The sequence below is a fragment of the Burkholderia savannae genome (assembly GCF_001524445.2).
GTDB classification, from domain to species: Bacteria; Pseudomonadota; Gammaproteobacteria; order Burkholderiales; family Burkholderiaceae; genus Burkholderia; species Burkholderia savannae.
Map to the genome: position 1 here is coordinate 797,334 of NZ_CP013418.1, position 12,660 is coordinate 809,993.

A 12,660-nucleotide genomic window follows, 5' to 3' on the forward strand; every position below is an offset into this window, starting at 1 on the left:
GCTGCGCAAGAACATTCACGATCACGTCGACTGCGAGCTGCTGTCGCCCGAAATCGGACATGTCACGTGCCGAGCATCGACAGATTGCCGGACGCCCCCTCGTGAATGACCGGGCTGTCGACGAAGGCCTCTTGCCAGGAATGGCCGCGGTACGTGAGTCTCGATGCGTGCGCTGCGGGAAAAGACATGTGCCGTCACGCGTACGAACATAATGCGAGCGGCTCCGACTTGACCTCGCTTTTGATATAAACATCGCCTCCGTGCTTGACCGCTTGAGCAACTCTTTATCAACGCTCGGATATGCGCTCACATTGTCTATATCCGCGTTTCCTCGTCCCCATCACCATTGCGGAAATTTGATCAAAATTGCTTTCTATCTGTCCCGATTCCTTGGAAACATGCGCATAACCAACATCTAATTGATCATCAATTGACGACGATTGGAAACAAATCGAAAATTATTTTCGATGTTCAGGTCAATTATTTCCCGTTTAGCATATACCGCCTTTCGTTTAGCGATGGCATTTCCGGCCACTCGTGGTGCCCACGATTCAGCGACGCTGCGTCGTCCAGCGTATCGAAATCCCGCAGCTGCCTCGCGCCTCCCTACGCTGCCAGCGCACCAGCCCCGTGCGCTGCAAGACGAACGGAACGCACGCTCGGGCTGATCGATGGACGAACCGGGAAATCGGCGCGAGAGCAACATTGCCTGCCCTTGTGGCGAATGCACGAGGGCGCATGCCGACATGGCGCAAAGTCTATCGAAATTGGGGCGTGTCCCATCAATGCATGCGCACGGCTTCATCGCATCCATGTTGCATTCGGAATAAGAGAATGCAATCGGCAAAAGTCATTTTTATCTCGTGAGACGACCATCCAATTTATTCAACTCTGATTTCGATTTGAACGTTTTTTGTTTATATAAGTCACATGGCGCTGAGGGTCGCGAACCAACAGGAAAATGCAAAACGGCTATCGGAAGCCGTTCGGCGATATGCGCCATTGATTCCCGTCTGTTAGCGAATGAAAAGTGATTCTTCGCTTTCCCAATCAAGGAGCCAGAAAGATGCGCACAGCGATTTCTTAAATCAAGCATTCGCTTCGCCCACGTCACAGCGAGTTCGCGCGAGTCCGCGGGAAGCGCCTCCGCTCGCCCACCGCCTTCGAATCCGGCCGCATAGCATTGGATCATGTGCAACAACATCACACATTCCGCCCGCACTCCATCCGGCGCCTCCCGGCTCTGTTCAAGCGCTTCCTTGCGGAACACGTCGAGCATCACGCAAAGCGCCCCTTTCCGCTCGAGCTTTCACCCGTGACTCCGTTTGTTGCAAGCATAAGAAACTTGAGGCCACCCATGCATTCCGTCACTACCCGCGACAACTTCCCCGTCTCAGCCGATGCGCCCACATGGCTTCACTATCAGGACCGCGATCATGCGAGAGTGACTCCGCTCATGCAGACCGACGTATGCGGCATGTACCGGTGCGAAGTATTGTCCGAGACATACCAGGTCGAGATCGAAAGCAATCGCCACCTGTTTTTCCTATACGACCGGCACGCCGTGTCCACGGGCGGCACGTGGATCGACGGACGGCGCGTCGCAGGGCCACGCCGGCTCGACGTCGGGCTCGACTACTTGCCGCCGCTGCACACGCTCAGTTGCAAGGGCGGCTCCGGTGGGAAGGTCAGCTATTTCATATTTGCCGTGGATGCTCGCGAAACGGGCTTCATGGACAGTGCGTCATCGATGCTCAAGCCGGCGATGAACGTCACCGGCGAGGTGTTGCTCAAGCTCATGCGACACGTCGTGGACACATCGACCAATCGCCATAGATGGCCGTACTTTCACGATCACATGGCAGTCGCGCTGCTGTCCGAGATGCTCCGGCTTCAATCGACCGAAGACAACGCGAGCGGCAAGAGATTCTCCAGCGCGCAGCACCGCAGACTGACCCATCACATCGACGAAAATCTGAATTCGCCGATCACTTTGAGGGACCTGGCTGGCGTGGTCGGGCTAAGCGTGTACCATTTTTCCCGTACGTTCAAGCATCATTTCGGCGTGCCGCCGTGCAAATACATCACGGAAAGGAGAGTCGAGAAAGCTAAACGGCTGATGCGCCGGGGAAATATGCGGCTGCTGGACATCGCGATCGAAGTCGGCTTCCAAAGCAACACTCAGCTGTCGCGCTCGTTCCGCCGGGTCACCGGCCAATCTCCGCGCTGCTATTTGATGTCCGTTGACGAAGTCGCACAAAGTACGTAGAGCGAAATACAGTCGTCACGATTTGGCTGACAACGATGTTGCCTCGCGTCGCAGTCGCTCGTGCTGCGCGACTCATACCGTTCGATCAACGATTCGCCACAAGCGAAACGGAGTCGTCGCCAACACGAGGGCCGCGTGGCCGTCATAGCGGGCTCAGCAAATGGGCGCTTGTTGGGCCGGCGGAATCCAGAATGAGCCCGAGGCCGATCGCGATTGCGTGCCGCGAACGCCTCCGGAGGAAGTTGAGGGTCGGCCGGGATTCGAAAATATGCGAATCCTGGCCGACCCTCAGGGAGGTCCGCAATCGACGTGTGCGGATTCGCGGGCTGCTGGCGCCAGCGCCGAGGCGTCCCTGCAGGAGTGCGTGAAGTGATCACGTTGTCGGCTGGCGCCCGCATCCGGCTTGCGATAGTTAGCGTGTCCTTCCTGCTATTCGATGTGTCGTCGAGGCGCAGCTGGTTGTACCGCTGCCCCTTGATTTCCTTCGTCTTGATGCCGGACAGGTAACGGTTGCCCGGCAGCCGGCCCGTGTGGCTGAACGTCGCCAGCGGATGCGCGCCGTTGCTCAGCACCCCGATGATCACCAACCGGTCCGGATCGCCGCCGACACAACCGAGAAGGACTTCCATGCCGACGCGCGGCAGAAACGATGCCCCAAAATTCGTTCCCGCGAGACTCGTCGCGACGCGAATCGGCGCGCTATCGCCCGCATTGTCGGTGGTGCCCGTGACCTGCGCGTGCGCGTGGTCCGCCGGATCGAGGCCGTGAATCCGCACGCGCACGCGGCCGTCCTCGTCGCAGAACACTTCTTCGTCCTCCGTGCCGACGATCGTGCCCGTCAGCAGATGCACTGGCGGCAAGTCCGTTCGCGGATCGTACGCGGGCGCGAGCGGCACGCCGCGGCGCACGCAACTGAACGTGTTCTTGTAACGCGTATCGGCATCCTCCGCGAGCGCGGCCGGTAACGCAGGAGCTGCCTGCGCGAGATTGCGGCTCGCCGCGAATAGCGCCTGCACGCGTTCGTTGAGTCCTTTCGGCAGGTTGTTCCAGACGGCGTGGTCGATCGACGTGATCACGAACTGGCGCTTGTCGGCGAGTTGCTTGTCCCATTCCGGTGCGCCCGTCAGCGTGATCCACGCACCCACGGCAAGATCGCGCGCACTGCTGACGCCGTCATAGCGTTCGGCTTCGAACTCGTGCGCGAGCATGCGCGCGCGGGTGAGCCGCTCGTGATCGCTCCAAGAATCGCCCGCGTGCGGGATGTCGATCGCGACGTCGGTCAGCAACTTGGCCAGGTCGTTGCCTGACTCGCCCTGATCGAGACTCGAGCCGACGGTCGATTCGTCTATCCTCGCCTTCTTGTAGTCCCACGACGGCCGGCCTTGCCCGGAACCAGTTGCCGGTGCAGCGCGAACAGCGTGACCGTGTCGCGTTGCTCGGTGCCGGCGTCACGCGGATGCAATCGAACCGTGCCGGCGGGCGCTTGAGGCAGCGACATCGGATCGTCGCAGCACATGAGCGTATGCACCGGCGTTTCGTCGTGAACGTTCTGCATGTGCTTCGCCGGGCCGGCCTTCGCGAACACGGTGATCCCTTCGCGACGCAGCAGGCGACGCACGAAGTGCGCGTCCGACTCGTTGACCTGCCGCGTCAATTCGCGGGGCGGATAGCGGTCGGCGCGCAGGTGGGAAAGATCGAATTCGAACGCGCGCGCGAGAGCCGGACTGCGCTGCTGCCACTCGTTGAACAGCGCGATGAGAATGTCGACGACGTTCCGCTTCCGAAACACGCGCGAATTGGTGCGCTTGTCCATCAGCGACAACGCATCGCACACGGTCAACTGGTACACGCAGAGTTCGCCGTCGCTTTGTCCGATCTGGACGTCGCTGATGATCGCGTTCACCATATGCGGTTGTCCGCGGTCGGTCACGAGCCGGATCGATACCGGAATGCCGAGCAACACGCCGGGCGGCAGGTCGTGGCGGGTCGACACGCAGGTCAGACTCCCGCGAATCCCGGACATCAAGCCTTCCTGAACGCTCGCGTGCTGCAGCGCCAGCAGATGGCCGATCGCGGCCTGCGCGGCGCCGAAGTGCAACGCGACCGGACGTTTATTCCAGTCGACCGCCCCCGACGCGAAACCCCGTAGCGTATCGTTCAAATTGGTCACGGAAGACTCTCAGGTTTCTGCTTGGATTCGAATTGGAGGAGCATTGATTCGTGATGTGATTGAGGCGCTCCTCACGGCGCGTTAATTTTATCAAGGCTGAGACAAATGGCGGCCAAATTAACGAAGATTTGCCATCGCGCTGACAGCGGATGGTTCTACAACATGGAGTTGACCTGTCAGAGTTAACAGGTCGATTCGGGAAATTGGTCCGCTGAGCATTGGCCGTAGCGTCCCTTGCGTCGAAATGGACCTCGAGAGCGGAGAAATCTCCGTCTACTGGTTCGAATTTTCACGCGTCTTTCAATGAGCGCGCGTGCCGAGCACTCGATTGCTGATCAAGCAAATCGTTCGACAAGAAATTCGTCGCGCGGCAGGCCAGCCATCCACTTTGGGCATCGGCCTCGACCGCTCCACGTTTCGCCCGTCATCGGGTTCCGATATTTCGGCGGAAGTGGGCCACGCCGCTTGTCTGGCGAGCGAAGGCGAGTCCATTGCAGAAAGATCTGGTCTGGCCGAATTTCGTACTTCAAGACAGCCCCTCGAATCTCCGAAAGTACCGCAGAGATTTCACGCTCTCTAGCTACTTCGGCTTCCTTATTGAGTGCATCGAGTTGAGCTTTCAGTTCTTCGTAAGTTGCCACAATTTCTCTCCAATAGAATTACGTTTAGACGCACGCATCCGAGCGCCGTGCGACGTCAGGGGCGGGTGTTGTGTGCCAGGCATGCGACAACACGGCGTGAATAAAAAGGCGATCGTCGATACCGACGATCGCAAAACCGCCTGCTCCGAGGCAGATCGGAGGGCTCGCAGGCGGTGGCCACTAACTTATAAGCATTTTCTCTACCGAATCAATTAAATCGAACGGATAGTACGCATCGGTACAATTTCCCTGGGAAAGCACCGCACTCCCTTTGGCATACTTGATATTAAAATAATATAAACTATAAAATATTAATAAAAAGGCGATCACAAAATGCGTAATCGAAAACCGTCCACACCCAGGCAGATAGGCGCAGACGGATAAAAAACAAGATGCCCAATTGAGAACGCGAAGGCGCAATGCAAGAAATCATTCTTGCCATAACATTAATCACTTTTATGTACGTACCCATGAAAAGATACGTCATGGAGCTGTGTATAGCGAATCACCACCAAAGGACATGACCGAATTATATTTCTCGAGGTGATCACATGGAATGACTCATCGCGTCACGACGATTTGCATTTTCCGCCTTGCGCGTTTTTGGAAACCTGATGCTTCGAACCTGACCAATACAACATAACTGTATTGTGATAAAACTCCAAGATCGGGCTGATGCGATCAGCGCCGCGCGATTGATGTGGGCGTAACGCCGTACATCAACTTGAATGCACGGCTGAAATGTGAAACATCGTTAAAACCATATGCTGACGCGATGTCCGACACCCGCCCCATACGTCCGTCATTGAGTGCCATGTAACACTCGTGCAATCTCGCTTGCCACAGCCACCGAACCGCAGTGGTTCCTTCAGCCGCGAATGCACGATTAAGGGTTCTGTTTGATATACCTATAGCATTCGCAATTTTACTTATATCGAGACTCGAATCCGAGAGATTTCCCGTGATGTAGCGTTTGGCACGCTCTACTACATCAATCTGTCGACTCTCAATCAACCCTCCACTGTATAGCTCCATCTCGATTGCAGCACTGAATATATCGATCACCGAAGATCCAATCTTCGCGCGCGCACTCGCGTCAACCACCAGATCCATCTGAGCTGCGCCACGGATGACTGTCGAGGCAAGTGCGCCTATCTGAGAATGGGTGTTAATTGGAACTGCGGTGAGCTTCTCGATGTTCGGGATTCTATGTAACATTTGGCTTCGCGGAAGACTAAGCAATGTAATTTTATAATCAGAAATAAACTCATAATCGAATGGGCGCGCGGTATCATAGATAACCATATTTCCGCAATTTTGTATTGCTCTTTTCCCATTTTGTTCAATGTTAGCACCTCCAGACTCTAAGATGCTAACCAGAAAATCTTCACTTGGAGATTGGCGGACATCTGAAATTTTTCGCGAATAGGCGACGGCTGGCGCTTCAACATGGCCGATCCCAACATGGCCAAATGCTTGCCGCGACAGAAAGGCTCTAAAATCTCGCGCTGCGTTTAACGGTATAGTCGATTCTGATTGGCAATATATTCGTCGAATGACGTCTTGCCAATATGTCACGCGCTCAGCTTCCGTGACACCCATAGTGTCGATCCGTTCGATCACGATCACAAAATATAATTAGTTGGACAAATTCCAGCAAACGCAAGTATTGCATCGATCAAATTTCGACTGCCAAAATAATCATCTGCAAAATGCATACCATCGAGATCGCGCTGAGGAAAAATGAGATGAAATTGCCTGAAATTGCTGTATATTCGTGGTTGTCGAGTAACCATAAATTTCATCGAATATATTGATGAGATTCTGAATTTCAGTGATCGATGCACGTTAGATCCTAACTACTATAAATTTAATTGATACCACCGTGGATATTGCATACTTGGGCGTGTCCGAGATATCGTCGATGCTTAAGCGGCGGCTTCTCTCCGCGGTTGAGTTGACTCGGATCATGCTTTCTCGCATTGATACAGTCGACCCAATCATGCAGGCATACATCCGGGTAACGGAAGCTTCCGCGCTCGCCGAAGCGAACCGAGCCGAGCGGGAAATCGCGCGTGGGATAGATCGCGGACCCTTGCACGGTGTGCCAGTGGCAGTGAAGGACATTTTTGACATGAAGGGAGTGCCAACAACGGCAGGCATGGCAATTCGCGCCAATGCCCTTGCGACGGAAGACGCCACAGTCATTCGGCGATTGCGCGAAGCAGGTGCTGTGATACTCGGTAAGTTGTCTATGACGGAGGGCGCTTACGCGGAACATCGGGCGCCGTTCCCGACACCACGTAACGCGTGGCACGCCGACTATTGGCCTGGTGCGTCGTCGAGCGGTAGCGCGGTTGCCGTATCCGCCGGTCTCTGTTACGCAGCGCTCGCATCCGAAACTGGCGGCTCGATCCGCCTGCCCGCCGCTGCCAACGGAGTTACGGGTATCAAGCCTACTTGGGGACGTGTGTCTCGCCATCGAACGTTCGAGCTTGCCTCGACCCTCGACCACGTTGGTGTGATCGCTCGATCGGCTGCTGACGCTGCGGCCGCTCTTGGAATTGTCGCCGGCCGGGACCCCGCCGACCCGACTACGTCGCTCCGCGCAGTGCCTCAATTTTCCGTCGAGCCGTGCCATGACCTCGAAGGCGTTCGGCTTGGCGTCGACACGTCGTGGCTCGGCGCGCGCCTCAGCAACGTGATGTCCCTGGCGATCTCCGATGCCATTGCGACGCTCTCTGACCTCGGCGCGACGATCGTGGAGGTTGCGCTGCCAAATGTCGAAGAAATGATCTGGGACTGGTTTCCGGTATGCGCGGTACAAGCGGCAGTCGCACACGATACGACCTACCCATCTCGCAGAAGCGAATACAGTCCGAGTCTCGCGACGCTGATTGAGCAAGGACGCGCACTGCCGGGCACGCAGTACCAACGATTGCTGTTGCGCCGTCAGGAGTTCCGAGGCAGGCTGCTGGCGTTGTTCAGTCAAGTCGATTTCGTCGCGCTGCCTGTATTGCCGGCTGGCGTTCCGACGATCGAACGCATGTCTAGAATTGACGACGAACTTATTGCGGACATCCATCGATTCACATGCCCATTCAATATGGCCAGTTTGCCTTCCGTGGTCTTGCCCTGCGGATTTTCTGCAGACGCGATGCCGCTGGTTTTTCAGTTGATCGGTGCACCATTTTCTGAAGCAGAATTGGTGAACGCATCCAACGCATTCCAATCCGCGACTGACTGGCATGCGAAACACCCGGTAGGCGCGTGAGAGGGCCAGAATTCTCCAGGCAATTCCAAATAATTTTTGCCAAAGCTCGTGCCCATGATTCCCGTGGATTGGCCTAACCTTAATGTCACGACGTGTCTCCCACGATATTTCGTCAGTACACACATCAAATTCATCACAAGTTGTCGCAGTACATATCATATTGAATGCGTCCTCGAGATACGACGACGGTGGTCGATGCACTTGCATGTTGAGTTGATGCTGACCAACATCTCGAAATAAAAGAGTGATCGCCGTTTCGGCGATCGCGCCCCCCCTCTGAGGAAAACCGGATAGAAGCAGGCGGTGGTCTGAGACTAGTAAATACGTTTCTCTGCCTCGTGTCCGCAGATGCCCATGACGCCCCCCCAATTTGATGGCATGGCCTATCGATCGGCAGATGAGACAATTTCAAGTGCTTTAAGGACTATCGGTTTGTCGACCATCGTCCCGTCAACGGAGACTGCTTCGCCACCACTCGCCTGCGCGGCTCTTACGACACGGCGTGCCCATTCCGTTTCCTTGTCGGAATAGGCGAATGGCCTCGGCGCGGCTGCGGAACCATTCCCGGTTCAGCAATTCGTCACGCAGCTTGCCGTTGAAGCTCTCGACGAACCCGTTTTGCCACGGACTGCCCGGTGCGATGAAGGCAGGACCGATGGCTACAAGAAACGTCTCAAGTCAGTGGCGCTCCTGGTTGATGTCGAGCCACGGCATCCGCGCCTTCAGCGCGACGAACTGCGAGCGGCCGCCCGACAGCATGATGTTGGCCTTCGCGTCGCGCAGCATCGCGTACATCTCGCGCGGCGTCATGTCGTCGATCATGTGCGCGTCGTCGCCCATGATCTCCTTGATTTTTTCCTTGTCTTCCTTCGTGCTCTTCTTGATGCTGGTGCCGACGATCTCCATCCCCGCCTCCTGCAGCGCGGCGACGACCGACCACGACTTCACGCCGCCCGTGATCAACAGCACGCGCTTGCCGGTGAGGCGCGCCTTGTAGTGCGCGATACGCTTCCACGCACGCGCTTCCTCGGCCTCGATCAGGCGCTCGGTGCGATCGATCAGGCCGGCGTGCGCGCCCTGCTGCACGAGCAGCTTCGCGATCTGCCGCAGCGTGTCGCTCATGTCGCCGATGCCGTAGAACGAACCTTCAAAATACGGAATGCCGTAGCGCTGCTGCATCTTCGTCGCGATGTTGATCATCGACTTCGAGCACACCATCATGTTGACCTTCGCGCGGTGCGAGGCGGCGATCTCGTTGTAGCGGCCGTCGCCGGAGATGCACGACAGGACCCGGACGCCGAGCGCGTCGAGGAGCGGCTTCGTCTGCCACAGCTCGCCCGACAGGTTGTACTCGCCGATGATGTTGATGTCGTACGGCGTCGTGTACGCGGGCTCGCGCGTGCCGATCACGTAGTCGAGGATCGCCTCGCCGCCGAGCTTGTTGCCAAGGTTCTTCGGCCCGGCGAAGCCGGGCGAGTTGACCGGGATCACCGGCTTGCCGAACTTCTCGGACGCGCGCTTGCAGACGGCCTCGATGTCATCGCCGATCAGCGCGGTCACGCAGGTTTGATAGACGAACACAGCCGGCGGATCGTATTTCTCGATGATCTCGCGCACGCTCTTGAAGAGCCGCTTCTCGCCGCCGTAGACGACGTCGAGCTCGTTGATGTCGGTCGTGAAGCCCGTGCGGTAGAGCTGCGATCCGGACGAGGCCGAGTGCCGGTTGTCCCACGAGTTGCCTTCGCACGCGATCGGGCCGTGCACGAAATGGGCGACGTCGACGATCGGCTGCAGCGCGATCTTCGCGCCGTCGAACGCGCAGCCGCCCCCGGCTGCGCCGGGCGACAGCTGCTTCGTGCAGCCCTTCTTGCGCTGCTTCTCGCTCTTGCCCTGGTTCTTGTCGCAACCCGGCTCGTCGAACACTTCGGCGATCTTGGCTTTCAGCGATGCGGACATGTCGGGCTCCTTACGGGATCGGGCAACGGGATAGCCGCAAGTTCCATACCACGCGCCGGAACCGCATGAACACCGTGCGCAGCGGCACGCCGGACGGCGCGCGTTGTCGGTATCGAGACGCGCTTTGGACGATTTGAACGGATTGCGACAATCGACGGTGGCGCGCGGGCTCGGCGGCCGTCGCACGATCGACGACGGGGACGACACGCGCGCGACGCCGACCCGCTCAACCGTTCCCGCGCTCGATCGCGACCGCCCGCGCAATCGCTCGGGCGCGCGTCGAGCGACGCGCGGGATGACGCGGGCGCCTGCACCACCACATAGGCCGCGAGCGCGCGGCGCCACCACCCCGCCTTCGGGTGGTCGGCGGCGTCATGACCCGCGCCGCCATGCCCCCGCGGCGTAGTCGCACGCGCAGACGAGCAGCCACTGCTCGAAGCGTTGCGGCTGCGCATCGGCGCTCACGCGGTCGAGCAACGCCGCGCCCGCGCGCATCTCCGTCGCACGATGCACGCGGTCGTGCCTCGACAAGCGTGAGCGCCGTGAGATCCGTCACCGGCGGGGGCAGCTCGTTGCGCGAAGCGATCGCGTCGCCGCCGAGACGGTCATCGCCGCGAAGGCGGCCGGCCGCGGCTATCGTGCGGGCGAGCTGAAGGCGTACAAGTCGAAGCTCGACGCGAGCTTCGTGATGAAGGATCTGCGCAAGTACCGCGACATGCCGAACACGCTGCACCGCAATCCGCAGTTCTTCACGACCTATCCGGATCTCGTCGCGAACGCCGCGCGCACGATGATCACCGTCGACGGCGTCGACAAGAAGAGCAAGGAGCGGTCGATCATGTCGAGCTTCCGCAAGAGCCGTTCGCTCGCCGGCCTCGTCGGCGACGCATACAAACTTTGGAGGGCATTTCGATGAGCACCGTGACAGTCAACGTCGAGGAGAAGCTGTTCCAGAACCGCTACCGCGTCGACGCGGGCCGGCCTCACATCCGGATCAAGGATGCTGACGTCTGCCTGAACGAATGCGGTCTGAAGAGCTGCACGTTCGTCTGTCCGGCGTCGTGCTACAAGGCCGAGGGCAACGGCTCGGTGACGCTGATCACCGACGGCTGCCTCGAATGCGGAAGCTGCCGCATCCTGTGCAGCGACCATCAAAACATCGAATGGGAGTATCCGCGGGGCGGCCACGGGGTGCTGTTCAAGTTCGGTTGAGGGAACACTACCGCCAGCCGAACATAGCCTGTTATGGTGCGCCAGACGCCTCGTCCATCTGCCGGTAACGTTTGATCCCAAGAGCGGCATTTGAACGGACAAGAAACCATTATCCCGTCGCGATTTGCCGCAACGAGGGGCAGGACCGAACTACCTGGAGTGATGTCGAGGGACGATACTGACCTGCCCCCTCGGTAAGGCCAACGGGCGTCTAGCAAAGTCCCTTCAAACCAGCTCCCGGAAAGCGGCAGGCGCATCCGCCGTTGCCGGAAGTTTCGCCGCGCACGCTGCAGGCGAAAGGCAATCCATCCAGTGCGCCGTGTCGCCTTGACTCGTTGTAGTCCAGGCGCCGGGCTGCGATAAGCACCTGGGCATGCGCGAGGCTCGTGAACCAGTGCTCGCTTAGGCAATCGAGCGCGCGAAGAATGACGAGGCGCGCGCTGCCCGAGCGGGCCGACCGACAATAATCTCCCGAGGATTTCCGGCGGCTGACGCTTCCCGCCGATGCTTGCGGAGCGCTGCTCCCGCGGGTGCGACGCCAGTCAAATCGAACGGGGCGACGGGCCCCTCCGAGCCCGTCGCCCCGCGCCCGCTGCTCGGCCTCGGCCCGAGGGCCGAGGCCGGCCAAGTCGTTCACGAAACCACGCCCTGAATCTTGTGCGAGAAGCTCGCCCGTTCCGCCTTGTCCATCAGCGAGAGGAACTCGTCGCGATCCATGTGGACCAGCTCTTCATGGTCGCCGGCCTCGAAATACACGTCCGGCTGCTGCGCGAGGCTCTCGTCGAGGAACGTCTGCATCCCGTAGGCCATGCACACGGGCGGCAGCGCGCCCACGTCGCAGTCCTTGAACAGTTCGCGCAGTTCGACTTCCTTCGCGAGCACGAGATGGCGTCCGGTCTTCGCCCAGAGTTCCGAAAGCCGCACCGCGTGCGTGGTCGGCAGCACGGCCGCGACGTAGCCCTGTGCGTCTTCGAGCAGCACGGTCTTCGCGAGACGGTCGCCTGGAATGTGCGCCGCCGCGGCCGCCTCCATGTTCGAGTGGCTGTAAGGATGATGGATGACTTCGTATCGCGAAGCCTTCTGGCGCAGGCAGTCCTGCAAAGTGACGGACATCGACATGGCACACCTCCGTCTAACA

At 58.7% G+C, this 12,660-nt stretch carries 10 protein-coding genes and 4 pseudogenes; 4 read left to right on the forward strand and 10 right to left on the reverse strand.

What is annotated here, in order from left to right; genetic code table 11:
• Positions 1-62: 62 nt before the first annotated feature.
• Positions 63-188 (reverse strand): hypothetical protein, encoded by a 126-nt coding sequence (locus WS78_RS38065; protein ID WP_257789117.1) that lies wholly within the window; start codon positions 186-188, stop codon positions 63-65.
• 668 nt (positions 189-856) lie between these two features.
• Positions 857-1,282, reverse strand: a complete 426-nt coding sequence (locus WS78_RS24440) for a hypothetical protein (RefSeq protein ID WP_156437384.1) — start codon at positions 1,280-1,282, stop codon at positions 857-859.
• Positions 1,283-1,357: 75 nt separating this feature from the next.
• On the opposite strand from WS78_RS24440, the gene WS78_RS24445 reads away from it, so the two are divergent.
• Positions 1,358-2,269, forward strand: coding sequence for a helix-turn-helix transcriptional regulator (locus WS78_RS24445; RefSeq protein WP_226377304.1), 912 nt, complete (start codon positions 1,358-1,360; stop codon positions 2,267-2,269).
• A gap of 431 nt (positions 2,270-2,700) precedes the next feature.
• Here WS78_RS24445 and WS78_RS24450 read toward each other — a convergent pair.
• The 3 genes and pseudogenes from WS78_RS24450 to WS78_RS24460 all read right to left on the reverse strand — a co-directional run.
• Positions 2,701-4,439: pseudogene (locus WS78_RS24450) on the reverse strand (type VI secretion system Vgr family protein); the annotation flags it as partial.
• Between the two features lie 335 nt (positions 4,440-4,774).
• A complete protein-coding gene (locus WS78_RS24455; RefSeq protein ID WP_085701533.1) occupies positions 4,775-5,080 on the reverse strand; it encodes an H-NS histone family protein in 306 nt (101 codons plus the stop codon).
• A 681-nt stretch (positions 5,081-5,761) separates the two neighbouring features.
• Entirely contained in the window at positions 5,762-6,682 is a 921-nt protein-coding gene (locus WS78_RS24460) for a helix-turn-helix domain-containing protein (RefSeq protein WP_156437555.1), read from the reverse strand.
• Positions 6,683-6,965: 283 nt separating this feature from the next.
• Here WS78_RS24460 and WS78_RS24465 point away from each other — a divergent pair, with 283 nt between their 5' ends.
• Positions 6,966-8,354 carry an amidase gene (locus tag WS78_RS24465; RefSeq protein ID WP_038744872.1) on the forward strand — a complete coding sequence of 463 codons (1,389 nt, stop codon included), beginning with the start codon at positions 6,966-6,968 and terminating at the stop codon, positions 8,352-8,354.
• 537 nt (positions 8,355-8,891) lie between these two features.
• Here WS78_RS24465 and WS78_RS36270 read toward each other — a convergent pair.
• The 3 genes and pseudogenes from WS78_RS36270 to WS78_RS36275 all read right to left on the reverse strand — a co-directional run.
• Positions 8,892-9,002: pseudogene (locus tag WS78_RS36270) on the reverse strand (integrase core domain-containing protein); the annotation flags it as partial.
• A gap of 30 nt (positions 9,003-9,032) precedes the next feature.
• A complete protein-coding gene (nifE, locus tag WS78_RS24475; RefSeq protein ID WP_226377305.1) occupies positions 9,033-10,310 on the reverse strand; it encodes a nitrogenase iron-molybdenum cofactor biosynthesis protein NifE in 1,278 nt (425 codons plus the stop codon).
• Between the two features lie 372 nt (positions 10,311-10,682).
• Positions 10,683-10,841: a hypothetical protein gene (locus tag WS78_RS36275; protein WP_156437556.1), complete on the reverse strand. Its 159-nt coding sequence runs from the start codon at positions 10,839-10,841 to the stop codon at positions 10,683-10,685.
• Positions 10,842-10,896: 55 nt separating this feature from the next.
• Here WS78_RS36275 and WS78_RS24480 point away from each other — a divergent pair.
• Both WS78_RS24480 and WS78_RS24485 read left to right on the forward strand, forming a co-directional pair.
• Positions 10,897-11,226, forward strand: a pseudogene (locus WS78_RS24480) (FAD-dependent oxidoreductase); the annotation flags it as partial.
• Positions 11,223-11,522, forward strand: coding sequence for a ferredoxin family protein (locus WS78_RS24485; protein WP_038744928.1), 300 nt, complete (start codon positions 11,223-11,225; stop codon positions 11,520-11,522). The pseudogene WS78_RS24480 and the gene WS78_RS24485, both read left to right, overlap by 4 nt.
• Before the next feature lie 225 nt (positions 11,523-11,747).
• On the opposite strand, the pseudogene WS78_RS37785 reads toward WS78_RS24485, so the two are convergent.
• Positions 11,748-11,934, reverse strand: a pseudogene (locus tag WS78_RS37785) (integrase core domain-containing protein); the annotation flags it as partial.
• A gap of 221 nt (positions 11,935-12,155) precedes the next feature.
• A complete protein-coding gene (locus WS78_RS24495; RefSeq protein WP_038744870.1) occupies positions 12,156-12,641 on the reverse strand; it encodes an aminoacyl-tRNA deacylase in 486 nt (161 codons plus the stop codon).
• Positions 12,642-12,660: the final 19 nt, after the last annotated feature.

What these genes read in the sequence shown, in the direction of transcription:
- WS78_RS24495 (WP_038744870.1), bottom strand. Translation starts at nt 12,641, where the DNA reads ATGTCGATGTCCGTCACTTTGCAGGACTGCCTGCGCCAGAAGGCTTCG.
- WS78_RS24460 (WP_156437555.1), bottom strand. Translation starts at nt 6,682, where the DNA reads ATGGGTGTCACGGAAGCTGAGCGCGTGACATATTGGCAAGACGTCATT.
- WS78_RS24445 (WP_226377304.1), top strand. Translation starts at nt 1,358, where the DNA reads ATGCATTCCGTCACTACCCGCGACAACTTCCCCGTCTCAGCCGATGCG.
- nifE (WP_226377305.1), bottom strand. Translation starts at nt 10,310, where the DNA reads ATGTCCGCATCGCTGAAAGCCAAGATCGCCGAAGTGTTCGACGAGCCG.
- WS78_RS38065 (WP_257789117.1), bottom strand. Translation starts at nt 188, where the DNA reads ATGTCTTTTCCCGCAGCGCACGCATCGAGACTCACGTACCGCGGCCAT.
- WS78_RS24485 (WP_038744928.1), top strand. Translation starts at nt 11,223, where the DNA reads ATGAGCACCGTGACAGTCAACGTCGAGGAGAAGCTGTTCCAGAACCGC.